The organism is Holophagaceae bacterium (genome assembly GCA_016720465.1).
Taxonomy (GTDB): domain Bacteria; phylum Acidobacteriota; class Holophagae; order Holophagales; family Holophagaceae; genus JANXPB01.
Genome location: JADKKO010000001.1, coordinates 889,120 through 916,107 on the forward strand (window position 1 = coordinate 889,120; position 26,988 = coordinate 916,107).

The following is a 26,988-nucleotide window of genomic DNA, read 5'->3' on the forward strand; positions in this document are numbered from 1 at the left end:
CGGCGCTCCGAGGCGCCGAGGAAGACGCTTGCGAGCCGGCCCGTTTCAGGACGAAGGGTCCTGCCCGATCCGTGAGATTCTATTGGATTGGAGTCGCAATGCCTGTCGCGCTATCCCTGGTCAATGCGAGCAAAGCCTATGGCGCCCAGCCCATCCTGGATTCCATCAGCTTCGGGCTGCAGGAAGGCGAAAAAGTGGGGCTCATCGGCCGCAATGGCGCGGGCAAGAGCACCCTCTTCAAGTTGCTGGCGGGGGTGGAGGCGACCGACAGCGGCGAAGTGATCATCACCCAGGGGCTGCGCGTGGCGCGCCTGAGCCAGGAGCCGCACTTCGCCCCCGGCGCCTCCGTGCGGCAGGCGCTGGAGGACGCGCTTCAAGACCACCGCAAGCTGCTGGACCGCCATGCGGCCATCCATGAGGAGCTGCATGGCGATGGCGGAAGCGGAGCCAGCGGATCCAAGGCCGAGCGGCTCCACCAGGAGCTGGATGCCATCGAACACCATCTGCATCACATGGGCTGGGATCTGGAGCCGCGGTTGAAGGAAGCCTGCACCACCTGGGGGCTGGCGGACGTGGAGGCCGAGGTGGAGTCGCTGTCCGGCGGCTGGCGCAAGCGCGTGGCGCTGGCCCAGGCCTGGCTGAAAGATCCCGACGTGCTGGTGCTGGACGAACCCACCAACCATCTCGATCCCGAGCAGGTGGAGAAACTCGAAGCCTGGCTGCTGGGCTTCGAAGGCGCGCTGCTGCTCATCACCCACGACCGCCACCTGCTGGATTCGGTGGTGGACAAGATGCTCGAACTCGACGGCGGCAAGCTGGCTGTCTACGAAGGTTCCTACAGCGATTACCTGCTGCTGAAAGCCGACCAGGAATTCCGCGAAGCGCGCTTGACGGACCACATGCAGAACCGCCTGCGCCGGGAAATGGCCTGGCTGCGGCGCGGCGCGAAGGCCCGCACGCGGAAATCGAAGCTCCGCATCCAGGACGTTCTGGACCTCAAGGACGACGTGGACGACCGCAGCCGCAGCGAATCGCGGGAGAGGCTGACCTTCGCGGGCGGTTCCAACCGCAGCGACGCGCTCGTGTCCGGCCGCGGCCTGCATTTCCGCTACACCCCCGAAAGCCCGGACCTCCTGGGCGGTCTCGACCTCGTGCTGCAACGAGGCATGCGCATCGCGCTGCTGGGTCCCAACGGCTGCGGCAAATCCACCTTGCTGAAGGTGCTCATGGGCGATCTCCAGGCCAGCGGCGAACTGACCCGGCACCCCAAGCTGTCCATTTCCGTCATCAGCCAGGGCCGCGGCGAGCTGGACGGCGATGCCTCCGTGCTGGACAACCTGGCGGAGCGCGCCGCGGTGGTGCGCATCGGCGGCTCCGACATCCTGGCCCACGTCTATCTCACACGGTTCGGTTTCCCCGTGGACCAGCAGAAGCGCGTGGCCTCCACGCTCAGCGGCGGCGAGCGCAACCGCCTGCTGCTGGCGCGCACCATGCTGCATCCGGTGGATCTGCTGGTGCTGGACGAACCCACCAACGATCTGGACATCCCGACCTTGCAGAACCTCGAGGAAGCCCTCCAGGACTATCCGGGGACCCTGCTGCTCGTGAGCCACGACCGTTTCTTCCTGGATCAGGTGGCCACGCACACCCTGGCCTGGAACGGCGCGGGCTCGCCCCTGTGGGAGCTGTACGAGGGCAGCCCGGCAACCGTGAAAAGCCTGCGCGAGCAACGGGCTTTGGAGTCGGAAGCCTCGAGTTTCAAACCCGAACCCGCGAAGACCGGCGCCAGGATGGAGAGCAGTGGCTCCAAAAAGCCCCGCCTTTCCCAAAAAGAGCAGCGCCGCCTGGGAGAAGTCGAATTGCAGATGGCTTCCCTGCACGAGCACATCGCTGCCTTGGACACTATCCTTTCAAGTCCTTCGGCCTTCCTCACCGCCGAGGCCTCGGGCCACCTGGCCCTGAAGGACCGCGATGCCGCCAAGGCCGCCCTGGAGGCCCTGGAGCTGGAGTGGATGGACCTGGAAGAAAAGCGGCAAATTCTTTGACGCCCCCCAGCCGGGATCCAGCCTGGAGGTGGCGTTCCTCCAGGGCGGATCATCGATTTGATTGCGGATGAACCCCGCAGCAGTCACCCTGCGGGGATGAATTTGTCACTTTTCAAGGACACGCTGCCCGACGGGTCGAGCTTGGCCCCGGTCCAGATCCCCGGATCGAAATCCGTGACCAACCGGGCCCTGCTGCTGGCGGCGATGGCGCCCGGCACCTCCACGTTGCATGGCGGGCTGGAGGCCGAGGACACGCGTTGGATGCGCGAATGCCTTTGGACGCTGGGCCTGCCCGTGGTCGAGGTGGAAGATGCCTGGAGCATTTCCGGCGGTTTCGCCCCCAATGCCGCCGCACCCATCTATGTCGGCGCCTCAGGCACGACGCTGCGGTTCCTGGTTCCATGGCTGGCCCTGAGCGCCAGAGTCCCCGTGCGGATCAACGGCGCCGCCCGGCTCTTCGAGCGGCCGCTCGGGCCATTGCTGGCGCCCCTTCTGGCCCTGGGGGCGAAATGGCGGTTCGAGGGAAACGGAGCCTGGCTGCACCCGGCGCCCGAAACGCCGGATCAGTTGGACGCGATGATCGATGGCAGCCTGAGCAGCCAATTCATCACGGGCCTGGCGATCGCCGCCGCCGGCCTCAGAAAGGGCGGGACCCTTTCCTGGGACAGGCCCGTGGCGAGCGCCAGCTACCTGGAGATCACGCGCCACTGGCTCTCCCGTTTCGGCTGTGAAAGCGAGCTGCGGGAATCCTCCTGGCAGATCCCCGGCAACAAACTCGATGCCGTGGAGATCGCTCTTCCCGGCGACTGGAGCGGCGCCGCGGCCTTCCTTGCCGCGGCGGCGGTGACGGGCCGGAGCGTCACGGTGGGGCCCCTGGATTCCGATGACCCCCAGGGCGACCGGGCGGTCGAGCGCATCCTCCGGGACGCCGGCTGCGCCAGCCACTGGCACGGGCAGCGATTGTCGCTTTCCGGGCCGCTGCTCCGCGGCATCCACGCTGACCTCACGCTCTGCCCCGACCTCGGCCCGGTGCTGGCGGCCACCTGCGCGTACGCGCCGGAGCCGTCCAGGCTGACGGGCCTGCGGACCCTTCCCCACAAAGAATGCGACCGGCTGGATGCTTCAGCGGAGCTGGTGCGCTGGCTGGGGGGCGAGGCCGACATCATCGGCGACCACACGCTCGAGATCCGCCCTGCCCCAGCGTCCAGGGCGCAGGTCCAGCGGGCTCCATTCGATCCCCGCAATGACCACCGCATGGCCTTCGCGGCGGCGGTGGGGGCCTTGAAATGCGGCGGCGAATTGTTGGATCCAGACTGCGTGGCCAAGACCTTCCCTGGGTTCTGGGAGGTGTGGCGGGAGATGTTGCGGAGGAATCCGTGACGCTCAGGGCAGCTTGGCTCGGCCACTGGAAACCCCCATGGCCGTTGACCCGCGGACGCAAATGGGGCGACCTTCCCTGGGCGCTCTTCGCCATCAGCGAAGCCTGGTTGATGGGTGGCCGAAATGGCCGCTGGCCACGGTGCGAATGGGAGGCCCGGCGTCCCTTCGGCCCGCGCCCGACTTCGCTTCCTGGACAGTGGGATGCGCAACCCGCCCATGAATGGATTTCGCTGTTGCGCCACGGCAGCGCCAAGATCCCCGCGCAGGTGAAGGGCCCCAAGGACGACCCGCTGCTCACCTGGTGCTGGTCCGCCCTGCTGGAAGGCGATGGCGCCCCCTTCATGGCCTATGGCTCCGTGCTGTTGGACCGGGCCACGCGGCAGCGCTGGATCCCGCTGCTGGGCGCGGCGGATGGCTCCGGCAGGCTCCACCTTCCGCCCTTCCTTGATGTGCTCGTGCCGGAAGCCTATAAAAACCTGCCGCAGGATTGGTGGCCTTTTCTGCTGCGGTCCCTGGATGCTGACGGCAATCTGTTGCCCGAGGGCGCGCTGGGTGAGGTTCCCTTCGACCGCCTGCGCCCTTTCCTCGGCCAATTCTCCCTTAGGGAATTGCCGGACTCGCTGCGCGATTGCGTGGGCGCAAGCTGGCTGCAAGAACTCAGCGACGGCCAATGGATGATCGCGCCCCAGGTGCGCGCCTTCGCGAGGGGCGGAGGACCCTCCACCGGGTTGTGCCCGGCATCCCTGGCGCTTGGGGATGAACCAGATGGCAGCTTTCGCGAACTGCTGGATGGCGGTGTCCCCTCGAAGCATCCCGATGGTTGGACGTCCATCATCAGCGCTGATCTTTCCGGGTCACCTCGACCCTCCTGTCCCGGGCCGAGCAACGACCCGACCTGGGACCGGCTGCGGGTGCGATGGGGGGCAGACCTCCCAGAAACCGTGGCCGGCTATCCCGGCTGGGGAAGCTGTGCGCATCCTTGCTCTGATCCCTTCCATTGGATGGCAGAAGGCCGGCGTGCCTATTTCGCCCAGGATCTCGAAACCGCCCTGCACGCCTTCACCTTGGCCCATGCCCACTTTGAGCGGTTGGATTCGCCGTTCTGGAGTGACCGCGCCGCGGCCAATGCCGAACTGGCGGCGCTGCATTGGGCTGACCACCAGAATTTGCCTTTCTGGCAGAACGCACAGGCTAAGCCGCTGAGCCCCTTCAAAGAATTGAACGAGGTGAACCGGCTCATCGTCGGAGGTGATTGGAAAACAGCTTTGAACCGATTGCGCGCACTGACGGAAATCTTCCCCGAGGAACCCCACGCATGGGTGCTGATCGGTCAGCGTGGCCTTGAAACGGGCCGCCAGGACTGGATTCGCGAGGCCCTTCCACACGTCGCAGATGAAGGATCCAGACTGTTGTTCGAAGCTTCGCTAGGTGAAATGATCGAACCTCCGCCACCGGCTCTCCATCCAGAGCAGCGCCTGCTATGGGAGTTCCACCGCCTGCTTCGGGGCCATGCGGAATCACAAGATTTTTGGAGCGCATGGGGGGCCTGCCCCAGCCATTTTTTGCGGCTTGAAGCGGGCCTCGCCCTGCTCGAAGCGCGGGAAAGCGAACGGAATCCATCGGTGCTGCTGGCGCTTCAGGCCATCGCGGACCGCGCCGCCATGAAGCATCACCAGGATCGCCTCGGCCTCCTATGGCCCTCACCGGTATTGGGTTTGGAACAGGATCCAAAGGAATTGCTATGCCGCTGGCTCTCGGCGCGCGCCCGCCCGACCTGGCTGCTCTGGGGAGATCCCATGGAAACCATGGGCCATGGAGAGGTGCCGCCCGAGGGGCTGCTGAGCCGCCTGCGCCAGGACGGGCAGGTGGCGCCGTGCGAGCTGCGGGGATGGATCTGGTGGGGCTTCCCCTTGCACTGGGAAGGCGCCGCCGTGGGCTCGGCGCTGCTGGCCTTGAAACCCGGCGAGTCGTTGGAGCCGCCATTGGACCCGCAACTGCTTGCCCCATGGCTCGCGAAACTGAATCCCGGCGTCCGGCCTGAGCCCGTTCCCGAGGGCGGGGAACTGCTCATGGACGGCAGCGACCCCATGGCCACCCTGCTCCGCGAATTGGTGCGGGTGGCGCCATCGGAGCTCCCGGTGCTCATCCTCGGTCCCACCGGCAGCGGGAAGGAACTCACCGCGCGGGAACTGCACCGGCGGTCCGGCCGGCCGGGTCCCTTGGTTCCCGTCAACTGCTCGGCCTTTTCAGAGAGCCTGATGGAATCGGAGCTGTTCGGCCATGTGAAGGGCGCCTTCACGGGCGCGGCATCGGATCGCAAGGGCGCCATCGAGAGCGCTCAGGCGGGAACGCTTTTCCTCGATGAAGTGGCGGACCTCTCGCCTCGCCTGCAATCCCTGCTGCTCCGGGTCATCCAGGAACACGAGGTGCGGAAAGTCGGCAGCGACCGCTCCGTGCGGGTGGATGTGCGCTTCGTGTCTGCGACCCATCGGCCCCTGGAGGAACTGGCCGCCGCCGGCGCCTTCCGGCGCGACCTGCTGTACCGCCTGCAGGGCACCTCGCTGCGCTTGCCGAGTTTGAGGGAACGCAGCCATGAGTTCCCCTATCTGATGCCGCGGCTGGTTTCCATGATCGCAAAGGCGAGCAAGCGGAAAGCGCCGGAACTGGCCACCGGACTCGCCCAATCCCTGGCCAGGCTGCCCTGGCCCGGCAACGTGCGGGAACTCCGCCATGCCATCGAACGCGCGCTGCTGCGCTGCGGAGAGGGGCCATTGAAGCTGGAGCATTTCCCGGAACTCCAGCAGCCGGAATTCCAGTCGAGATCCTGGGAAGAGGCCACCCATGGCTTCCAGCGGCGCCTGCTGCTGGAAACCCTGCGCCGCTGCGGTTTCCGCGCTGCCGAGGCTGCAGAAACATTAGGCATCGCCCGCCCCGCCCTCTACACCGCCGCCAAGCGCCTGGACATCGATCTCGTGGCCGAACGAAGAAATTGGAATCCAGACGGGGCCTAGCGCCTAGCCGCGGCCTCGTCTCACGTCCTTCTTCCGAAGCTCCGCTCCAGTTCCCCCAGGGTGAGTTTCTTGATGATCGGCCGGCCATGAGGGCAAGTCTGCGGGACCTCGCAATCCATCAGGTCCTGGATGAGCTGCAGGGCCAGTTCCGGGGGGAGCACATGATGCTTCTTGATGGCGGCGCGGCAGGCGAGCTCGGCGTTGAGGTCCTTGCGGAAGGCGTCCAGATCCGCGCTGCCGCCCGCTTCCAGGCGATCCAGCAGATCCTCCAACAGCGACTGCGGGTCGCGGTCCGACAAGAAGTCCGGAAGGCCCCGCACCACCAGCGCTTCGCCGCCGAAATCCTCGGCCTCGACGCCCACGCGGTTCAATTCTTCCAGGAAAGGCCTCAGTCGGGACAAGGCCGCAGGCCCGAAGTGGACGACCTTGGGCGGCAACAGCGGTTGGACTGCCGGCCGATGATGGCGGAGAAACAGACGCTCGAACAGGATGCGTTCGTGGGCCACGTGCTGATCCAGGATCCACAATTCCGGATCGCCGTCGCCACGGACTTCTGCGAGCAGGTAGGTGTTTTCGAATGCCCCGAGGTATTTGATTTCCTGGCCTGCCTCCACGTACCCCACGGATTCAGCAGCGCCCGTGGAGGATGTGCCGAAGGCGTATTCACGTTCCAGATCGGCCCCGGCACCCGGGTGGAAGGCCGACGCCAGCGCATCCACGGCCCCCCTCGCGCTTTCCTGCCAAAGGCGCGGGTGTTGCGGTTCCTGCCGTGCCGGCACCGGCAGCTCGAATTCGCTTTCCTGGGGTTTGGGCGGCATCTCCAGCACGCTCGCCAGGCCGCCCCGGAGCTGTTCCCAGGCTTCGCGCGCCGCGCGGCTCACGAAGGGAAAAATGCGGTTGGGCTCCCGGAACCGCACTTCGGCTTTCGTGGGGTGCACATTCACATCCACGGCCTCGCTTGGAATCTCAAGGTAGAGGACCGCCGCCGGATAGGCGCCTTTCGGGAAGAAACCCTGCCAGGCCTCGGAAAGCGCCGCCAGCAGCAAGCGGTCGCGCACGCTCCGGCCATTCACGAAGAGATAAAGATGATTGCGGTCGCGGAAGCTCAGATCCGGTTTCGAGAGGTAGCCGTGAAGCGACCAGGGCGCTTCGCCGCTACGGAAAGGAACCATTCCCGACATTTTTTCGCCCAGCAACGGCCCCAACCGCGCACCGGCTTCCGCCACCGGCGGCAAGACCGTGGACCCTCCGCGATCACTGCGCAACGTCCAATGGACATCGGGTGTCGCGAGAGCCAGGCGGGTAGCCACGCCCCATAGATGCGCATGCTCCGTGTCAGTGGATTTTAGGAACCGCTTCCGCGCAGGCAGCTGGGCGAAAAGATCGCGAATGGCCACCGTGGTGCCGCGGCTGCGGGGCGCCGGCTGGACCTCCTTGATGATCCCGAATTCCGAACGCAGGCGATGCCCGTCGCCTTCGTTTTCGGCGCTGTGCAGCTCGAAGCGGGCCACCGAGGCGATGGATGGCAGAGCCTCCCCGCGGAATCCGAAACTCGAGAGATGGGTCAGATCCTCCGCCGTGCGGACCTTGCTCGTGGCGTGGCGTTCCAATGCCAGGTAGAGCTCGTCCCGCGCCATGCCGCAGCCGTCGTCCGCCACGGACAGCAACCGCTTCCCTCCTTCTTCCCAGGCGATCTCCAGCCGGGTGGCTCCAGCGTCCAGGGCGTTCTCCACCAGCTCCTTCAAGACTGACGCCGGCCGTTCCACGACCTCGCCCGCCGCGATCTGGTTCGCGACTTGATCGGTGAGAACGCGGATTTTCGGCATCGCTCCAGTCTAATCGGCCTGTGGGCTGTTGGCGTTGGGCTATCAGCTATCAGCAATGAGCAATGAGCTGACATGGAGGCGCCTCCGGCGAGCCATTAGTAAGGTCGCGGCCTTTGGCCGCATCCCCATAAAGCTGACACTCATGGCTCATGGCTCTCACGATGGATTCAGCGAGACATCCCCGTCCGGGACTTCCACGACCCGCGGCTGCTTCAAGGCCGCCAACTGGTGGATGCCGTAACCGGCCAGGAACAGCAGATTCAAGACGCCGTGGATCCAGGCGAAGGCCAACCGTGAATTTGGTTCCACGGCCACCTGCACGGCGTAGCCGCTCAGCAGCATGGGAGCCAGGATCAGCGCGAGCGCAACGCCGGTCGCCCGGCCGCCGGGCCGGCCGCTGCGCCACATGGGCAGCACGTGCCCTCGCACCAGCATTCCCAGAGTGAAGACCAGCAGGGGGCCTGCGAGGACGTGCAGATGCTGCAGCGTGGCTTGCAGGGGATGCGCTTCCAACCCGAACTCCCCCGCGCGCTGCCCGTAGTAGCGCAGCCATCCGTAGAGCAATCCGGTGGCGCCCGTGAGCAGCGCGGCGAGGTTCAGGCTCCAGCGTTCCAGGCTTGTCATTTTTTTTCACCGTAGAGAACCTGCCAAAGCGCCAGGCAGCGGCGGGAGGCGCTGGTGAGGGCGTTGGCCGTGAGGGTCGCTCCGCTTAGAGGGCGGATGCCATGCTTGAGGCTCAACTCGTCATCCAATTTGCGGCCCGCGAGCTGCTGCTTCCAGGCCTCCTTCGCCATGTATTCCTGAGGCTCGTGGAACTGGATGACCTCCACGCGAAGCACCCGGCCTTCGCTCGATACCGCCACCATCACTGTTTCATTCAGCGTCCGCACGCGGTGCGTATCGAAAAAGGCCACTCCCAAGGCCTTGCCATCCTTCGCGGCCTCGTAGGCGATCCACCAAAGACCCGGCAGGTCCTCCTTCGAGAGCTGCTTCACCTTTGTGCCCTGGGCCTCGGTGAGGAAGTGTTCCTTCCTTGTGAACGTGGCTCCGGGGAAAGCGAGTTTCAATGCGCCTTCCCGTGTCGGCAGAGCCGCCGCCAGGGATGTGGCTGCCATGAAGACGAGGACGGCGGTTCGCATGGGGACCTCAGAAGTAGTATCCGACACCGAGGTTGAACTGGTTGCGTCCGGTCCCGGCCCCGTTCCGGATGCGGTTCATGTCGGCCTTCATCGCGACCTGGGGAATGGGTTTGTACACCACGCCGTAGGTGAGCACCTTCTGATCCAGGGCCTTGTCCAGCGTGACCCCGGCAGCGGCCTTCGCCTGGGGATTCAGGGATTCCGTGCGGATGAATGGGATGAGAGCCTGCTTCGAGCCCACGAGGCCGAGCACGTCATAGCCCATTTCCAGGTAGTGCCCTTTCTGCTCCGTCCCCAACTGGCGGGCAGGATTCGTGGCCGCGAGGGCCGAGAGGCCATTCTCGTTGTGGCTGCCGCGAACCACGAGGGCCCGGGCCTGGAAGCCCTGGAACCGGACCTCGCCATGGAAGTCGAAGACCTTCGTGGTCAGGTTCGGAAGGCCGTCGGCCTGCTGGCTGTTCCCGTGGTAGAAGCTGATGCCCAACAGCGCGCCGGGAACCGGATTCCAGTCCAGGCGGCCCGCCCAGGCGAGGCTCTCGGCCAGGGCCGCCGCGCCATTCTGGCGGCCGCCGCGGATGCCGCTCTTGGTGAAGCGCGAGGCATCCAGTCCATTCACCAGGTAGAGGCGGTAGCTGAAATTGGCGGGCAGCTCGCCGTGAACGCCGACGCCGTTCTCGCGCCAGGTGCTGGGGATCAGCTGCTGCTCCACGAAGGGCCGCTTGGCGCCAAGGAAGGTGGGGGGCTCGTGCATTTCGTTGATGAAGCCCATGGGCACGAGCATCATGCCCGCCCGGACATTGAAGGCCCTGGTGACAAGGAAGTCCAGGTAGGCGAACTCCACGGCCACCTCGCCCGGCTCTTTCTGTTTCACATCGGTGACATTGGCGCCGGTCTTGGTCACGTTCTGGGCACCGCTGGTCTTGGCGTGCTCGAATTCGATCTCCGCGTTGAAGACGATGCGCTCGTTGAACTTGAATCCCAGGTAGATGATCTGGCGCGCGAAATCGAGGCCATTGGACTTCGGGCTGTAAGTTCCGTTCTCCACCTTGGAGTCGAAGTTCTCGTAGACCATTTCGCCGTAGCCGCCGATGGAAAGGCCGCCCTTTGTCTCATAGACCTTGGAAGCCGCGGGGGCAAGGCCATGCTTTCCTTCCCCCTTGGCCACGGACACTTGGGAACCGGTCTTCTGGGCTTCCAGCTCATTCGTCAGGATGTCCAGTTTCCGCTCAAGGTCGGCGATCCGTTTCTCTGTTTCCGGTTTGGGGGCCTCCTGGGCAGAGGCCGGCCCTGCCAACAAGGCCAGGGCGAAGATGGTCAGCAACTGCTTCATGGTTTCTCCATTGGAATTGGATTGGGATGCATGGCTGCGAAGGCCGGGCTCATGCGCGTCCGCCCACTGTTGAGCAAAAAGATCGCGGCGATGGCGTGGCGCTTGGCCCAGGCGAGCCCGCGCGCAGGCCCCATCACGTACAGGGCCGTGGAAAGGCAATCGGCCTCGAAGGCCGAGGGGGCGATGACGGAGACACTGCCCCAGTCAGCGCAAGGCCGGCCATTCCGCGGGTCCACGATGTGGCTGCCATGCTCCGACAGGCCACTGCTGGCCAGGCTCGCATCTTTCAGCGCGATGGAGAATCGAGGCCGTGTCCGGTCCTTCGGGTCAGCGATGGAGACCTCCACCGTCGGCCCGAAGGCCATCAACTGGCCCCCGAAATCGAGAAAGCCTGAACGGATGCCGGAATGGGCGAGCCGGGCCCTCATGCGGTCCAAGGCATACCCCTTGGCGAAACCGCCCTCATCAATGCCGGCGCCCTGTCTCAATCGGGCGGCACCACGCCGATAGCTCAAGCGAAGATGCCGGGCACCGCTGGCGGCGCGGGCCTCGGCCAACTCCGATCGGGATGGCTTGCGTCCGCCCTCCCGTATTCCGTACGCAGAGAGCAATCGGAACAATAGGGGATCGAAAGCCCCTCCCGTGCGGTGGCTCTGGCCGCGGGCCCGATCGAGCAGATCAAGCCACTCCCGATCCAAAAGCACCGCCCGCCCATCCGCTTGATTCAATCGGCTGAATACACTGTCCGGTTTCCAGGTGGAGCAGGCCGCTTCGATGCGGTTGCATTCGATGAATGCCGCTTCGGAAGCCGATGCGAGCTGTTCCTGTGCCCCACCTTCAATTCTCAGCGAAAGCCGTGTCCCCATGGCCAGGACTTCACGGTGGAATCCCGGCTCCTGGGCCGGGGTCAGGCCCGAGAGGAGCAGGGCGAGGGTCACGGGGGTGATGGTGCGAAGGCGGAGCAAGGAAACCTCTGTTGAGACTGAGACTCTATCAATAATAGATTCCGGTCAAGCATAAATTGGGACCTCTTCTCTTTTTGTGCATTTCGTCACTGCGGGGGTCTTCGATGCCTCGCTCACAATCCCTCAGGCACACTGATTGGATGCGATTCATAACCGGCACCCTCACTGCTTTGGCCTGCCTGGCCGCTCCTCTGCCAGCCCAGCGGATCCAGGCGCCGGACGCGCCTTGGAAGACCATCCAGACGGTCCATTACCGCATCCACTACCCGGTGCGCGGAGGCTTTGAGCCTTTCGCCATGGAGATCGCCTCCAAGATCGAGGGCATCCACACCCGGGTCTCCGAATGGGTGGGTTATGAATCGCCCAAGGTGGTGGAAGTGCTGCTCCGGGACCCCCGAATGGAAGGCAATGGCTTTGCCTATCCGCTCCTGGACCATCCCTTCGTCGAGTTGTGGAGAACACCACCGGAAAGCGACAGCGGCATCGCGCATTTCACCACCTGGCCCGAGATGCTGGTGACGCACGAGTTGGCGCATATCCACCACTTGACCCGCCCCCTCGGCAATCCCCGCTTCCTGGACAAAGTGCTGGATCTCCCGGTCGGTCCGGTGACGCTCAAAGCCCCGCGCTGGGTGATCGAGGGCTATGCCACGGTCATCGAAGGCCGCGTCACGGGCAGCGGCAGGCCCCATGGCGTCCACCGGGCCGCGCTGCTGCGCGAATGGGCGCGGGAAGGAAAGCTCCCCGACTATGGCGAATTGAACGGCTTTGGCGGTTTCCGCGGCGGCAGCATGGCCTACCTGGTGGGCAGCGCGTACCTGGAATGGTTGGAGCGCACTGAGATGGCGCGCACCGGTGAGAAGGACGTGCTTAAAAAGCTCTGGCGGAAACTGGCGGCCCACCGCAAACCGGGATTCAACGCGGTCTTTCTGAGAACTTTCGGATTCACCGCCGAAGATGGGTATGACCGCTTCCGCTCAGAACTCTCCGCGGACGCTCTCGGCCTTGAACGGCGAATGAAGGAACAACATCTCACGCGCGAAGGCGAGGTGTTCACCAAGGTGGATGGCGAAGTCACGGAACTTGCCGTGAATCCGGACGGAACCCGGCTGCTGGCCCGGGTGCTCACGCCCACGTTCAAAGGGCTGCGCGTTTGGGACCTCAGAGAACCGGTCAAACCGAAACCGGGATTTAAACACCCGAAAGTCGCAGATCCGGATGTCGCACCGTTGAAACCCACGAAGCCAGCCGCGTGGGAATTGGGTCGGAGAAATGGCGCGATACCGGAAAAGCCTTTCTGGACAAAGGCCCAGGCGATGTCCGATCCAACGAAACAGGAAAGGAAACCTGGATCCATTCCCCAGCAGGACTTCATCGCTTTCTCGGTGCGGGAACCCGACGAGGAAGGGACGCTCCGGCGCCGCGCGAAAACCTGGCAGCCTGGAACACCCAAGGTGGCCGGCATTGCGGCAGGTTCAGCGGCTCGATTGGAAAAGTCCACGGGCTTCCGCACGGTCGAATCCGATGGGCTGGGTTCCATCTGGACGGTTCCGCCCGGGGAGCCAGGCCGCCCTGGTTTGGAGTCCACCTCGATTCCGGTGGTTCGCACGCCCGCCTCAGCTCGGCTTCCGTCCCCGGCGCCTGATGGGAAAACGCTCTACTACGTTCAACTCGGCGCGACGGGATGCGAGATCCGGCGGCTGGATCTGACCCTGGCGCCCCTGACACCGGTACCCGTTCCTTGGGGCGATTCCTTTTTCGCCGTGGACGCGGTGAGGCCAAGACCGGATGAAGCATCCCAGCTCCCGCCGCCCCTGGCGCCGCCGCCCGCCCACGACTACGCGGTGGGCGAGACGATGCGGGCGGGGTTCCGCTCGGGCCTCACCCTGGCGCCATCCGGTGAATCCGTGGAACTTGGATTCGGAGGATCTGACCTGCTGGGGCGGCTTTCCTGGCAGGTCCTCGCCGCGGCCGGGGATGCGGCCGGTCCTCGGGGCGCCCAGGCCAGCATGGTTTACCGCGGGTGGCGTTGGGTGCCGGGGTTCCAGGTGTTCTCCTCCCTGGAGAGGCCATCCAGCCAGCGGCGCGGCCGCGTAGAAGGCTTCGACCGTCAACGCACGGGCTGCGCGGTGGAGTTCGCGTATGAATCCAAAAACACGGCGCCCGCCTTCTTCAAACCGACCCTTTCCTTTGAACGGGTGCTGTTCAAGGAAGCCCCGAACCTGCGCGCCAGCCGTGGATTACTTGGCCTGGATTTCGGCATTTCCCGCTTCTGGAACCGTGGTGAAGCCTGGGGGGTCCGGCTCTCGGCCCGCGCGAAAGATGGCGTCGGCCGCACGGATGGCAACCGCTGGCAATTGCAGAGCGGTTCAGTGCAGGTGAGGATCTTCACACCCTGGACCCAACTCGCCTTGAAGGCGGAATCCGCCCGCGTGACCGGCGATCCGACGCCACTGGACCGACTCCACCTCGGCGGACTGGGCACCAGTTTGGCGCCGCTTGGCCTCGATTGGAATCGAGCAGAACAACCTGCCCTGCCCTCCTACGCTGCCATCGGAGATCGTTTGCATCGCCTGCGCGCCGAAGCGGGTTCCGCGCTTTGCGCCTATGTGGAACACGTGGCGGTTTGGGACCATACTCAGAGCCGCCCGGCCTACACGAAGGTGGCGGGCCTGGAACTCGATCTCATGAGGCTCATCGGCAACACCGAATTCATCGATCGCGTGGTGGGGCCCATGACCTTTGTGGCGGGAATCCACCGTGTGCTGAAGGACGGGAGCCAGGGTGAGGCCATGCAGGGCCGCAGCATCGCCACGCTCAGCATCGTGTTGAGGCCTTGACCGCACGCCAGGAGCTCCCGTGCTGAAGACCACTGCCGCCAGGATTCCAGTCGCGCCTGATTCCAGGCTTTTCCGCGCCTGGCCCGCCGCATGATCTTCTTCTTCCTCTTCGGCTTCATCCTCGCGCTGCAGCTGCTCCACTGGCATGTCCTCCGGCGGATCGCTCCACATTGGCTCCGGCCATGGCTGCCCTGGCTCATCGCGGCGATCCATGTGCCCTTGGTGGCCTACTTCGCCCTGCGGTTCCTGGGCGCGCCTCCCAGCGGGTTCAGCCATATCCTGCGCCCCTTTGCCCGGGCCGGATTCTACTTCCAGGCATTCACGGCGGTTCATCTGGCCATCCTGGCCCTGGCGGAGACCCTCTGGTGGTGGCGGTTCAGGCACCACCTTCCGGAACTGGAAACGGAAGCCGAAGCCGATGCGGAAGCCGAAGATCCGGAGCGCCGGGCTTTCCTCCGCAAGGTGGCCACCGCAGGCTTCGGCCTGGCGGCGTCGGGGGCGGGCTACGGCGCTTCCGAAGCCTATGGAGATCCGGGCATCACGCGGATGGAGCTGGCTTTTCCGGACCTTCCTGCGGGCCTCGACGGGCTTAAACTCGTGCAGCTCTCGGACCTCCACATCGGCCCCATGCTGGGAGCCCCGACCGTGGCCCGCTGGCGGGCCCTCGTGGCTCGCGAAGCGCCCGATCTGCTCTTAGTCACGGGCGACCTCGTGGACAGCATGCCCAGCGAAATCGGGCCTTTCATCGAATCATTCGGACATTTTCCAGCGGCCAAAGGCTGCTTCGCCATCCTCGGCAACCACGACTACTTCACCGATCCGAGGCCCATCTGGAAGGAGCTCGAAGGCGCCGGATTCCAGTGCCTGGAGAACGCGAACCGGCTGGTGGAGCGGAATGGGGCGCTGCTCGCGGTTCTCGGAATTTCCGATCCCATGGCTTCCAACGGCCGCTTCCGCGGGATCCGCTTCGGCGACGGCCCCCGGCCCGAAGCCGCCGTGCAAGGCATTCCTGACAAGGCCTGGCGGTTGTGCCTCAGCCACCGGCCCAGCAACTGGGACCTGGCGGTGCGAACCGGCGCCAGACTCACACTCAGCGGCCACACCCACGGCGGGCAGGTGAATATCATCCCTGGCGTTTCCAGCGCCAGGATGATGGGCCCCTACACGCGAGGCCTTTTCGAGGAGAACGGCTTCAAGCTCTACGTCAGCCGCGGGCTGGGCGTGGTGGGGATTCCCATGCGGCTTGGCGCGCCGCCTGAGATCGTGGTGATCACCCTTCGGACCGCGCGGCCGCCGGCCGGCGCCTAGGCTTTGATGGGCTCGATGGTCCCGCAGTTCGTGCAGATCCGTTTGGCCTTGTAGGCGGCCAGCCGCTCGCGGTCGTTCCGGCGGGCGGCGATGAAGATGGGCACCCAGGCAAACGCCAGGGCAGCGATGGGCAGGATGGTGCGCAGGAACTTGCCTTCTGGCGCGAAGAATGGCGCCAGCATCAGGATCCAGAACAGGATGGCCATGATGAAACCGTGGATGGTGGCCCGCCGCGTAGGGGGGGAGATCCGCCCAAGCAGATCGAGATCTGGATCCGCCTTCCTGACCTCCTCGTTGTACAGATCGAAGAGTTCCACGAATTCGATGGATCCGCAGTTCAGGCATTCGTCGTTCATCTGGCGGCCTTCGACCCTGCGGCCTGGCGCACCTGTCCCAAGGGATCCCCCTTCTTCCAGACCGGCATCTGCGGGGCATTGGCGACCGCGTAGCCCAGATTGAGCGTGAACTGGGCCTGCTGCACCATGCCCGAGAGGTCCCAGGCGGGGTCGAATTCATCCGTCACCTGGTGGTAGCGCTGGGAATAGGCCGCGGCTTTGCTCCTGGATGCTTCCTGATGCTGCACAAAGACCTTGCCGGAATTGATGGAAAAAGCCGGGACGCCCACATTGGCGAAACTGAAGTGGTCGCTCCGGAAGTAGCCCCCGCCGAGGTCCGGTTCCACCTTCGCGACAGCCAAACCCATCTTATGCGCCACACCGGCAGCGGTGGCCCCCAGGGTGGTGCGCTCGCTCCCCTGGGTGCCGATATCCCGGGTCGCGCCGACGAAATTCATGCTGTCCAGATTGAGGTCCGCGGCGGTTTTCATCAGAGGCCATAGCGGGTGCCGGGCGTACGCTTTGCTTCCGAGCAGGCCCTGCTCCTCTCCGAAGACCAGCAGGAACATCTGGCTGCGCTTGGCGGGACGCTCCACGGCCGCTTTCGCCATGGCCAGCACGGCCGCGGTGCCTGAGGCGTTGTCCACCGAACCGTTCCAGGTCTGGTCCCCGGCGCCTTCGCCTTTGCCCAGATGGTCCCAGTGGGCGGAGTAGATCACGACCTCGTCCTTCAATTCCGGATCGGTCCCCGGAACCACCCCGGCGATGTTGCCTTGTTCCACCAATCGCACTGAGCAGACCACATGGCCTGTAGCCTTCAGTCCCAGATCCACGGGCCTGAAGTCCTTGCGCTCGGCCTTGGCGGCCAGTTGGCCTAGGTCCTGGCCAGCGGCTGCGAACAGGGCTTTCGCCGCTTCGTGGGTCAGCCAGCCTTCCACATCCGTGGCCCCGGCGCCCTCGGCCAATTGGAACCGCTCGTGGGCCCACCCGTTCTTCACCACGCTCCACCCATAGGAGGCCGATGCGTCTGTGTGGATGAGCAGGACCCCTGCGGCCCCCCGGCGGAGCCCTTCTTCGAACTTGTAGGTCCACCGGCCGTAATAGGTCAGGGATTTCCCCCCGAAACGGTCCGGTTCCTCCGCCGTGGGCTGCGGGTCGTTCACCAGCATCACAAGGACCTTGCCCCGGCAGTCCGCATTTTTATAGTCGTCCCAGGATTCCTCAGGCGCCGCGATCCCATACCCCACGAACACCATGGGGGCATCGAAGGCCATGTCGGCCTTGGCGCTGCCGGACGAAAACACGATCTGGTCACCGAAGCTGAGCGGCAATTCCGCCTTCCCGCTGCCCGCAGAAGCGAATTTAAAAGTGCTCTCTGCCGCATTCGTCTTCACGCCGGCGATTTTCGCCGTCTGGCGGAAACTGCCGCCATTCCCAGGTTCCAGGCCCATGGCGGCCAATTGCGTCTCCAAATAACGCATGGTGAGGTCGCTGCCCCGCTGCCCGGTTCCGCGTCCTTCCAGCAGATCATCGGAGAGAAAAGCCAGGTGCGCGCGGAGCGGCGCTTCCTGGACTTTCGGGGCCTGGGCATTCAGCAGTGCCGGCAGCGCAACAGCCACCATGAATTTCAAGCGCATGGACTTGCCTCCTAGGGAATGATTCTATGCGGCCGCGGCGGAATAAGTCCGCCGTGGCGGAGCCCGGTGCGGAATTAATTCGAGACCGGTCAGCGCCTCGTCCACGCGAAAGCCTGGAATCCTTCTCCCTCCCAGGACAGAGGATGGGGCCGGAAACAGCTCGTGGCGCCGCTGTCCGCGCCGAATTCCCGCGGCCATACAGGTGCCGCTTCCAGTTCGCCATGGGCGGTCCGCACCCAGGCGCGATGGTGTTCGCCTTCTTCAGGAAGCCATGAACACACGGCGTAGATCAGCAGTCCGCCCGGCTCCAGCTTCGGGATGGCGGCCCGGAGAAGGTCACGCTGCATGTCCGACAACCGCGCCAAATCGATGTTTCCGGCTATCCAGGGCAGCTCGGGATGTTTCTGCAGGGTGCCGCTCCCCGAGCAGGGCGCATCCAGGATGATGAGGTCATAAGTCCCGGTCGTGTTCGCCAGGTAGTCCGTGGCTTCCGCAAGGACCACATCGGCCCTCACCGCGCGATCAGCGAGATTCTTCTTGAGCCATTCAGCCCGTTTGGGTTCGCGCTCGACCGCCGTGATGCGGGCTTCCGGGAACCGCGATCCGAGCGAAGTCGTCTTGCCGCCGGGCGCGGCGCAGGCATCCAGGATATTCGCGGGCCTTGCTTCCCACCGGAAGGCCATGAGGGCCTGGGAGCTGCGGTCCTGCACCATGCCGGCGCCGCTTTGAAGCCAGCCTCCTGGAAAAGGCGCGCCTTCCCGCAGGCTCCAGCATCCCGCCAACCGCGGATCCGGTTCGAGCTCCGGCGGCGCATCTCCCCGCAGCACGCGGAAGGCGGGGCGCGGCGGCGCCTGAAGTTTCGCCCACAGCGCTTCGATTCCAGGTTTGTCCGCGCCATGATGCGGCTCCAAGGCTGCCTCAAGCACCGCATCCACGAAAGGCGTGCGGTCCAGGGAAGCGGCCAGCGAATCCAGCTCTGCGCGCAGCTGAAGCCGATTTTCCGCGCCGCGGCGCAGCAGCGCGTTCACCAGGCCTTTGTGCGGCGGGAATCCGAGCGCCTGGTCCGCAGACAGCTCCACCGCCTCGTTCACGGCCGCGTGGGCCGCCACGCCCTCCATCCAGGCCAACTGCGCAAAACCCACGGCCAAGGCCACCTGGGAGCCCAGAGGCAGGCTTCGCGACTGATCCTTTAACTTGGGTTTCACATGCGCCTGGAGCCGACCCCAATGGCGGAGGCAGAGGCCGAGCAGGGCCTGGGCAAGCCCCGCGTCCTCGGACGAAAGCCCCTTGTCCCAGCGGTCGCTGACCCGGTGCCCCGCCCCAAAAACAGCGTGAAGGGCACGGGCAGCGGCGATGCGGGAGGGCGTGGGCATGGGGGATCCTGGATTCAGATGCAAAGGATGAAGGCGCGCTTTTCACCTTAGAGCGTGTTTTAAAATTCCCCCGTGCCGCGACGGAGGTCAGCCGCGATGCAGCGCAAGGAAGGGGCCGCAGCGGCGTATAGATCATACGCACAAGGCCCATGACGCCGCGGTGCGCGCGGCTGGCCCCGTCCCTCCCATGTATCGAAGGCCGCACCGCGGCCTTCTTCCGCGGCAAAGCCGCGGACACGGGCCCCTGGCTGGGGCGGCGGGCTTCGCAGGGCTGCGTTACCCTCCCGTGGCATATAGGCGATATGCCGTAGTCGGCTGCCTTGCCCTGCTCGCCCGGCGCTCCCAGCGCGGCGCGGGGGAATTTTAAAACACGCTCTTTGATCCAATTGAAAAAACAAGGCACAAGGTACCACCAGGGCCCGGGATCCCGGTCTGCGCTCGGAAGGTCGGCGGCCCGCCCGCTACAATGGATCCATGCCCGATTTGCCTTTCCATGTGGCCCGCGTGGTCCGGGGCCTGACCCACGACCATCACATCCGCATCGCCGTCCTGGACGCCAGCCCGCTGTGGGATGGCGTCCGGCGCGGCCACCCCCATCTGGACCGGGATGCCTGCGCCTGCCTGACGGAGCTGCTCTCGGCCACAGCGCTGGTGCAAAGCCGGGGGCATTCGGCCGAGCGGCTGCAGCTCCTGCTGAAGGGCTCCGGCCGGGCCAAGGCGGTGGTGGCGGACTCCTGGCCCGATGGGACGATCAGGGGCGTGCTGGATGTCTCGGAACAGGCCGCCGGCCCTTGGGTGCTGGCTCCGGGCATCCTGCAGGTGATGCGCTCGAACCCCGGCGGCAAGCCCTATATCGGCAGCCTGGAATTGGTGGAAGGCGGCGTCGCCACGCAGGTAGAGGCCTACCTGCTGCTGTCCGAACAAGTGAAGGCGAGCCTCACGCTCTGGTGCGGTCCGGAAACCGGCGAAGCCGGCGGCCTCATGGTCGAACCCATGCCCCACTGCCCGCCGGAACGCCTGGCGCGGCTCATCCAGGCCATAGAGGGCCTGGATGTCGTGCCCCATTGGGAGCGCACCACGGAATTCCTCCTGGATTGGGTCAGCCAGGGCAAGGGCACCGAAGAAATTTCCAGCTCCGACCTGCACTACCGCTGCCGCTGCAGCCGCCGCTCCCTCATCGAGACGCTTCAGGGCTTTCCGGAGGCCCAGCAGCGGGACCTCTTCGCGGAGCTGGGCGCGCTGGAGGTACGCTGCGACTACTGCAGCACGGTGTACCTGGTGACCCGGGATGAGCTGCTGGGGGAGGGCCACGCCTCGTGACGGCATCCGGCATCAACATCACTGTCCGCGGACGGCCGTTGGGGTCGCCGCTTTCCACTTGGCTGAATTTCCGTGTGGTGCCTTTTCTCGCGGCCCACCTGGTCAAGCTGCTGGCCTACACCCTGCGGGTCCATTACGAGGGCCTGGAGCCAGTCCAGGATCTCATCCAGGCCGACCGCCGTTTCATCCTAGCCTTCTGGCACCGGCGGCTGGTGATGATGCCGCTGGCCTATCCATTCAAACGCAAAGGCCGCGGCGTGGCGATCCTCGCCAGCGACAGCAAAGACGGAGAGCGCAGCACAGCCACCTGGAAATGGTTCGGCATCCACGCCGTGCGTGGAACGGCCGCCGACGACGGCGCGAAAGCCCTGGTGCGCATGATCCGCGCCGTCAAGGAGGGCTGGGATTTCGGCATCACACCCGACGGCCCCAAAGGTCCGCGGCAGGAATTGAAACCCGGCGTCATCGCCCTTGCGAAAAAAACCGGGGCTGTCATCGTGCCGGTGTGCGTGGCGTTCGACCACGCCTGGCATTTGCAAACCTGGGACCGGATGCCCATCCCCATGCCATTCGCCAGGTGCATCGTGCGGTTCGGGAACCCCCTGGGCGTGCCGGCGGACGCCCGTGAAGCCGAGTGGAATCCCAAAGTCGAAGACGCGCTGAATGACATGGAAGCCTGGGCAGAAGGGATGGGCCATGCCTGAGCTGGCGGTCGTGTCGCTTTCTGGCGGAATGGATTCTTGCGTGGCCGCAGCCATCGCGAAGGCCGAGGGCTTTGAGCTGGCGCTCCTGCATGCGGACTATGGGCAGCTCACGGAATCCCGTGAGCGGCAGGCCTACCACGACATCGCCGAGTTCTACGGCGTGCCGCCCTCCCGCCGCCTCGTCATCTCCTTCGAGAACCTGCGGAGGATCGGCGGTTCCGCTCTCACCGATCCGGACATTCCGCTGCCGGAAGGCGACCTGGCCCGGGCGGGGATTCCCTCCAGCTACGTGCCTTTCCGCAATGCCCACCTGCTGAGCACCGCTGTGTCCTGGGCCGAAGTGCTCGGAGCCACGGCCATTTTCGTGGGCTTCGTGGAAGAGGATTCCTCGGGCTATCCGGACTGCCGCGAAGCTTTCCTCCGCAGTTTCGAGCAGACCGCCGACCTGGGCACTAAACCGGAAACTCGCGTGCGCTTTTTCGCGCCGCTCATCCATTCCAGCAAGGCCCAGATCGTGCAGAAGGGCCTGGAATTGGGCGCTCCGCTCCACTTGAGCTGGTCCTGCTACCGGCGGGAAGACAGGGCCTGCGGGACCTGCGATTCCTGCCTGCTCAGGCTGCGAGGCTTCCAGCAGGCGGGAGCTGTGGATCCGGCTCCCTACGCGTAGGTTTGGGAATCGTTCGAGAGTCAAGAGTCAAAAGTCGAGAGTCAAGAGTCAAAGTCGAGAGTCGAGAGTCGAGAGCATTTCGGATTTGGGATGAGGAAAGAGGATATGGCTCTATCTTAATCCGCCGCCACACGAAAAGGGCCGCTTTCGCGGCCCTTGCGGAACATCCTGGAGCGGGACTATTTCTTTTCGTCCTTCTTGCCTTTCTTGGCGACTTCAGGCTCCGCTGCGGCCGCAGGCGCCGCAGCAACGGCGGTCTCCTCGACGACTTCTTCCGCGGTCTTGGCGCGCACGGCGCAAACGACCTCGTGCTCGCCACCGAGGATGCGCAGGGTGGACGGAAGGTTCAACTGATCAAAGCGGATGGAATCACCGATCTTCAGGCCTTCCACGTTCACGTCGATATGGCCGGGGATGAGGCTCGGCAGGCACTCGATTTCCAGCATGCGGTGGACGAAGTCCAAAGAGCCGCCCTGGCTCTTCACGCCGATGGGAACGCCCATCAAGCGGACAGGGATCTTCACGCGCACCTTGTGGGTGGGATCCACGCGCAGGAAGTCGATGTGCACGAGGCGGCCCGTCACGGGATGGCGCTGCACGGCCTGGATGATGACGTGGCGCTTGATGTCCGTGCCTTCGCGCTGCATGTAGACCATCGAGTTGCGCCCGCTCTCGGAGGCCAGGATGCGCGCCACGGTCTTGGGGCTGATGGCGATGTTGGCGGGGGGCTCGTTCAGGCCGTACACCACCGCCGGCATGAGGCCGGACTTGCGGAGCTTGGTGTTGGCGGCCTTGCTGAAATCCGTGCGCAGGCTCACTTGGATGATTTCGTCACTCATGGTTCCTCCTACCTGACCGGATTCAACCGGCCCTCTCGTTAGGCAATGGCCCGGGCGGGCCGGATCGTTCTTCCGCGACGGAAGGCGAAGGGACTAGTGTGCCTGAAATGGTTGAAAATTCAAGGAGTCTTGGGGGGCGGGTCCCAAATCCAAAGTCCCAAGTCCCAAGTCTCAAGTCTCAAGTCGAGAGTCGAGAGTCGAGGGTCGAGAGTTACGATCAGCAGCTCTTGACTCTTGACTCTCGACTCTCGACTCTCGACACTCGACCCACAACTCACAGCCGGCTCCCGTCACACCCAATTCACACCCGTGGCCCGGATGGTGATGAGATATATCAATGGCCATGAAACGCCCCATGCCCCGCCCCGAGGAACTCATCAACCGAGAGCTGGCCTGGCTTGATTTCAACGAGCGCGTGCTGGAGGAGGCCGAGGACGCATCGGTCCCTCTGCTGGAACGCGTGAAATTCCTTTCCATCGTGTCCAACAACTGGGACGAATTCTTCATGGTCCGGGTGGCCGGCATCTGGAGGCAGATCGACGCGGGCATCACCCAGCCCGGCGCGGACGGGCTCACGCCCCGGCAGCTCATGGACCGCATCAGCCAGCGCCTGCACGAGGGATCGGCCCACCAGCATGCGCTCTTCCACAACACCATCGAGCCCATGCTGAAGGCCGAAGGGATCGCCATCCTGAACCCCGCGGACCTCAGCCAAGGCGACCGGGATTTCGTCAGCGAATACTTCGAGCGGAGCCTGATGCCCCTGATCACCCCGCTCGCCGTGGACACGGGCCATCCCTTCCCGCGCCTGGCCAACCGCGCCATGGTGCTGGTGGCGGAGCTGGAAGCCCAGGAGGCGCTCGAAGAGAATTCCATGTTCCCGCTCTCGGAGCTGAGCATCATCCACGTGCCCGCCTCGGTCGCCACGCGGTTCCTCCGCATTCCATCGCAACCGGGAACCCACACCTTCATCACCCTGGAAAATGTCGTCCGGATGCAGCTGGAGCGCCTTTTTTCGGGCTACGAAGTGAAGAATTGCAATGCGGTCCGGGTGACGCGGGACTCGGACCTGGTGGTGGAGGAGGATCCGGAAGAAGACCTGATGAAGACCGTGGAGGAAAGCCTGCGCAGCAGCCGCCGGGGCGCTGCCGTAAGGCTCCAGTACGAGCGGGGCCTCTCCAAGGCTCTGCTGGACTTCCTGATCGAGGAATTGGAATTGAGCGCCGAGGACCTCTATCCCACCGAGGGTTTCACGTCCTTTTCGGATTTGATGGAACTCTACATGCAGCTCGACCTTCCGCACCTCAAGGATCCGCCGCTGCCGCCGCTGCCGGTGCCGGCGCTGGAGCAGTGCGAGAGCGTCTTCGAAGCGATGTCCAAGCGGGACATCCTGTTGCAGCATCCCTACCAGAGCTTCGACGATTCGGTCGTCCGCTTCGTGCGGGAAGCCGTGGAGGATCCGAAAGTCCTCGCCATCAAGATGACCCTCTACCGCATGAGTCCCACGAGCCCCATCGCCGCGTCCCTGGAGCGGGCCGCGGAGCGCGGGAAGCAGGTGGCCGCCATCGTGGAGCTGCGGGCCCGGTTCGACGAAGAGGCCAACATCGCCTGGGCCAGGCGCCTGGAGCGGGCGGGCTGCCACGTGGTGTACGGATTGCCCCACTACAAGACCCACGGAAAGGCCTGCCTCGTGGTGCGCCAGGAGGCCGACGGCCTCCGCCGCTATTGCCATCTGGGCACCGGCAACTACAACGAGCGCACCAGCCGGCTTTATTCGGACCTGGGGATCTTCACCGCCCGGCCGGAATTCGGCGAGGATCTTTCGAACCTGTTCAATCTGCTCACGGGCTACACCAGACCGCCCAAATTCAACTACCTGCTGCTGGCGCCGCAGTTCTTCCGGCGCAGCCTCACCGAGCGGATCCAGCGCGAGATGGAACATGCGAGGGCCGGCAAGCCGGCGCGGATGATCCTCAAGATGAACGCGCTGGTGGATCCCAGCATGATCGAGCTGCTCTACGAGGCGAGCCAGGCGGGCGTGCAGGTGGATCTCATCGTGCGGGGCGCCTGCTGCCTGCGCAGCGGGGTGAAGGGCCTCTCAGAGAACATCCGGGTGCTGTCCATCCTGGACCGCTTCCTGGAGCATGCCCGGGTCTATTATTTCGCCAACGATGGCCATCCCGAGACCCTGCTGGCCAGCGGCGACCTCATGCCCCGCAACCTGGACCACCGCGTGGAGGTGGCCTTCCCCCTGGTGGATCCGATCCTGGCGGCGGAGATCGTCGAAACCCTGGAGTTGCAGCTCGCGGACAATGTGAAGGGACGCATGCTCGGGCCGGATGGGCAGGTCCAGCGCCGGGGCCTGAACCCGGACGGGCCATTCATCCGAAGCCAGGTCCGCGCCTATGAATACGGCTATATGCGGAGCGGCGCCGGAGCCATGACCCAGAAGCTCACGGAGTTGCGGCCGGGGGATCTGGGGTTTTAAACCGGGGGTCTTGTCGTCGGCCGATATAGTCGCTGGGTCCTGGTTCCGCTCAGGACCAATGGAATAGAAGTCGAGAGTCAAGGGTCGAGGGTCGAGGGCGAAACACCCAGGCTCTCGACTCTCGACTCTCGACTCTTAACTCTTAACTCTTAACTCTTAACTCTCGACTCTCGACTCTCGACTTGGGGCTTTGGACTTCCGCTCCGAGGCTGCAAACTAGAGGGCTGGAGACAACTGACCATGGACAAACGAATCAGCCGCGCAGCGATTTTCGACGCCGTCAACGCCTATCAGGTTCCGGGGACATCGGCCACACTCGCGACCTTGAAAGCTGTAAAGGGCATCACCGTCGAAGGCGGCGCCATCACGGTCTCGCTGACCCTGCTTGACGCCTACCAGGACCGCGAACAGGCCATTCGCCAGAATCTGGCGGAACGGCTCCGGCAGCAGGACGCCGTCGAAACCACAGACATCCGCATCGACTGGGAAAAAACGCCCCAGGTGGAGTACAAGAACCTGCTTCCCTCCGTCAAGCACGCCATCGTGGTAGGCAGCGGGAAAGGCGGCGTGGGCAAGAGCACCGTAGCCTGCAACCTGGCCGTGGCCCTGGCGAAGCAGGGCCTCAAGGTGGGCCTCCTCGATGCGGACCTCTACGGCCCCAGCATGGGCATGATGTTCGGCATCTCCGAAGGCCCCGAAGGCACCCCCGAAGGCAAGATCATCCCCATCGAAAAATTCGGCCTGAAGCTCATGAGCATGGCCTTCCTCATCGATGAGGATCGGCCCGTGATCTGGCGCGGACCCATGCTCAACAAGGCGCTCACCCAGTTCTTAGGCGACGTGCTATGGGGCGACCTGGACGTGCTGCTGATGGACCTGCCGCCGGGCACCGGCGACACGCAGATCTCGCTCATCCAGAACGCCAGCGTGGCCGGCGCCATCGTGGTGAGCACCCCCCAGGACATCGCGTTCCTCGATGCGAAAAAGGCCATCGGCATGTTCAACACCGTGAAGGTGCCGATTCTCGGCGTCATCGAGAACATGAGCAGCTTCCTCTGCCCGAAATGCGGCGAGGAGACCCAGATCTTCGGCCACGGCGGCGTGAAGGCCGCTGCGAAGCGGATGGACCTGCCCTTCCTGGGCGAAGTCCCCATCGATCTGGCCATCCGGGAAGGCAGCGACAACGGCCGCCCGCTGGTCGAGGCCCATCCTGATTCCCCCCAAACCCAAGCATTCATGGATATGGCCACGGCCCTGCGCAAGACGCTGGGATTGTGAGCCGGGAACCCCCGGCCCCTTTCGTGGCACTCTGCATCTAGACGCAAATCCCGTCCAGGAGTCCCCAATGTCCCACCTTTCCCGGCCCTTCTTCGCGCTGCTGTTCGCGTCTGCCCTCATGGCCCAGCTGCCGACCAAGCACCCTGTCCCGCAGTCCCCGCCGCGCGCCAAACCCGAAAAGCCCGAGCCCCAGGTCGAACCGGACAAGACCAATGGAAATGTTTCCGCCTATGTGGCAAGGGAGGACGGCAAGCCCTTCGAGGGAGCGGTCGTGATCCTGGAGCTGGATGGCCAGGAGGCCCGCGCCGCCGCCACCGGCGAGAATGGCTACGTCACCTTCGTCTGGGTGAAACCAGGCATCTACAAGGCCATTTTCCGCCGGGAAGGCTACGCGGAGTCCGTGGTGCCGCGCGTGAAAGTCGAGGGCGGCAAGAACATCGACATCAAGGCCGTGCTGAAGAAGAAGTGAGTCCTTCGCCGAAATCCAGCCACGCAGGCTGAAG

20 protein-coding genes are annotated in these 26,988 nt (G+C 64.8%); 11 read left to right on the top strand and 9 right to left on the bottom strand.

The window, feature by feature from the left end:
- Nucleotides 1-98 precede the first annotated feature (98 nt).
- From IPQ13_03950 to IPQ13_03960, 3 genes are all read left to right on the top strand, one after another.
- Nucleotides 99-2,045 (top strand): ABC-F family ATP-binding cassette domain-containing protein, encoded by a 1,947-nt coding sequence (locus IPQ13_03950; protein ID MBL0210057.1) that lies wholly within the window; start codon nt 99-101, stop codon nt 2,043-2,045.
- Nucleotides 2,046-2,141: 96 nt separating this feature from the next.
- A complete protein-coding gene (locus IPQ13_03955) occupies nt 2,142-3,425 on the top strand; it encodes a hypothetical protein (protein ID MBL0210058.1) in 1,284 nt (427 codons plus the stop codon).
- A complete protein-coding gene (locus IPQ13_03960) occupies nt 3,422-6,436 on the top strand; it encodes a sigma-54-dependent Fis family transcriptional regulator (protein ID MBL0210059.1) in 3,015 nt (1,004 codons plus the stop codon). The genes IPQ13_03955 and IPQ13_03960 overlap by 4 nt, the downstream gene beginning before the upstream one ends.
- A gap of 20 nt (nt 6,437-6,456) precedes the next feature.
- Here the strand turns inward: IPQ13_03960 and mutL are convergent, their stop codons facing one another.
- The 5 genes from mutL to IPQ13_03985 form a co-directional block, all read right to left on the bottom strand.
- Nucleotides 6,457-8,262 (bottom strand): DNA mismatch repair endonuclease MutL, encoded by a 1,806-nt coding sequence (gene mutL, locus IPQ13_03965; GenBank protein ID MBL0210060.1) that lies wholly within the window; start codon nt 8,260-8,262, stop codon nt 6,457-6,459.
- Between the two features lie 156 nt (nt 8,263-8,418).
- The gene (locus tag IPQ13_03970) at nt 8,419-8,886 is read right to left on the bottom strand and encodes a hypothetical protein (GenBank protein MBL0210061.1); all 468 of its coding nucleotides are present in this window, start codon (nt 8,884-8,886) and stop codon (nt 8,419-8,421) included.
- Nucleotides 8,883-9,401, bottom strand: coding sequence for an FMN-binding protein (locus tag IPQ13_03975; protein ID MBL0210062.1), 519 nt, complete (start codon nt 9,399-9,401; stop codon nt 8,883-8,885). The genes IPQ13_03970 and IPQ13_03975 overlap by 4 nt, the downstream gene beginning before the upstream one ends.
- A 7-nt stretch (nt 9,402-9,408) precedes the next feature.
- Entirely contained in the window at nt 9,409-10,731 is a 1,323-nt protein-coding gene (locus IPQ13_03980; GenBank protein ID MBL0210063.1) for a hypothetical protein, read from the bottom strand.
- Entirely contained in the window at nt 10,728-11,696 is a 969-nt protein-coding gene (locus tag IPQ13_03985) for an FAD:protein FMN transferase (protein MBL0210064.1), read from the bottom strand. The genes IPQ13_03980 and IPQ13_03985 overlap by 4 nt, the downstream gene beginning before the upstream one ends.
- Before the next feature lie 140 nt (nt 11,697-11,836).
- On the opposite strand from IPQ13_03985, the gene IPQ13_03990 reads away from it, so the two are divergent.
- Nucleotides 11,837-14,536 (top strand): hypothetical protein, encoded by a 2,700-nt coding sequence (locus IPQ13_03990; GenBank protein ID MBL0210065.1) that lies wholly within the window; start codon nt 11,837-11,839, stop codon nt 14,534-14,536.
- Between the two features lie 90 nt (nt 14,537-14,626).
- Nucleotides 14,627-15,844 (top strand): metallophosphoesterase, encoded by a 1,218-nt coding sequence (locus IPQ13_03995; protein MBL0210066.1) that lies wholly within the window; start codon nt 14,627-14,629, stop codon nt 15,842-15,844.
- Here IPQ13_03995 and IPQ13_04000 read toward each other — a convergent pair.
- The 3 genes from IPQ13_04000 to IPQ13_04010 form a co-directional block, all read right to left on the bottom strand.
- Entirely contained in the window at nt 15,841-16,200 is a 360-nt protein-coding gene (locus tag IPQ13_04000) for a hypothetical protein (GenBank protein MBL0210067.1), read from the bottom strand. The genes IPQ13_03995 and IPQ13_04000 overlap by 4 nt on opposite strands.
- Nucleotides 16,197-17,816 (bottom strand): M28 family peptidase, encoded by a 1,620-nt coding sequence (locus IPQ13_04005; protein MBL0210068.1) that lies wholly within the window; start codon nt 17,814-17,816, stop codon nt 16,197-16,199. Before IPQ13_04005 ends, IPQ13_04000 begins: the two co-directional genes overlap by 4 nt.
- Before the next feature lie 89 nt (nt 17,817-17,905).
- Nucleotides 17,906-19,189: a hypothetical protein gene (locus IPQ13_04010; protein ID MBL0210069.1), complete on the bottom strand. Its 1,284-nt coding sequence runs from the start codon at nt 19,187-19,189 to the stop codon at nt 17,906-17,908.
- 474 nt (nt 19,190-19,663) lie between these two features.
- Between IPQ13_04010 and IPQ13_04015 the strand changes: the two genes are divergently transcribed.
- The 3 genes from IPQ13_04015 to queC are packed head-to-tail and all read left to right on the top strand — an operon-like array spanning nt 19,664 to nt 21,880.
- Nucleotides 19,664-20,509: an Hsp33 family molecular chaperone HslO gene (locus tag IPQ13_04015; GenBank protein MBL0210070.1), complete on the top strand. Its 846-nt coding sequence runs from the start codon at nt 19,664-19,666 to the stop codon at nt 20,507-20,509.
- Nucleotides 20,506-21,213 (top strand): lysophospholipid acyltransferase family protein, encoded by a 708-nt coding sequence (locus tag IPQ13_04020; GenBank protein ID MBL0210071.1) that lies wholly within the window; start codon nt 20,506-20,508, stop codon nt 21,211-21,213. The genes IPQ13_04015 and IPQ13_04020 overlap by 4 nt, the downstream gene beginning before the upstream one ends.
- A complete protein-coding gene (gene queC / locus IPQ13_04025; protein MBL0210072.1) occupies nt 21,206-21,880 on the top strand; it encodes a 7-cyano-7-deazaguanine synthase QueC in 675 nt (224 codons plus the stop codon). The genes IPQ13_04020 and queC overlap by 8 nt, the downstream gene beginning before the upstream one ends.
- Nucleotides 21,881-22,059: 179 nt before the next feature.
- Here queC and IPQ13_04030 read toward each other — a convergent pair whose 3' ends face one another.
- Nucleotides 22,060-22,719: a 50S ribosomal protein L25 gene (locus tag IPQ13_04030; protein MBL0210073.1), complete on the bottom strand. Its 660-nt coding sequence runs from the start codon at nt 22,717-22,719 to the stop codon at nt 22,060-22,062.
- A 355-nt stretch (nt 22,720-23,074) separates the two neighbouring features.
- Between IPQ13_04030 and ppk1 the strand changes: the two genes are divergently transcribed.
- The 3 genes from ppk1 to IPQ13_04045 all read left to right on the top strand — a co-directional run bounded on the left by ppk1 (nt 23,075) and on the right by IPQ13_04045 (nt 26,954).
- Nucleotides 23,075-25,207, top strand: coding sequence for a polyphosphate kinase 1 (gene ppk1, locus IPQ13_04035; GenBank protein ID MBL0210074.1), 2,133 nt, complete (start codon nt 23,075-23,077; stop codon nt 25,205-25,207).
- A gap of 240 nt (nt 25,208-25,447) precedes the next feature.
- Nucleotides 25,448-26,485 (top strand): Mrp/NBP35 family ATP-binding protein, encoded by a 1,038-nt coding sequence (locus IPQ13_04040; GenBank protein ID MBL0210075.1) that lies wholly within the window; start codon nt 25,448-25,450, stop codon nt 26,483-26,485.
- 67 nt (nt 26,486-26,552) lie between these two features.
- A complete protein-coding gene (locus IPQ13_04045) occupies nt 26,553-26,954 on the top strand; it encodes a carboxypeptidase regulatory-like domain-containing protein (protein ID MBL0210076.1) in 402 nt (133 codons plus the stop codon).
- Nucleotides 26,955-26,988: the final 34 nt, after the last annotated feature.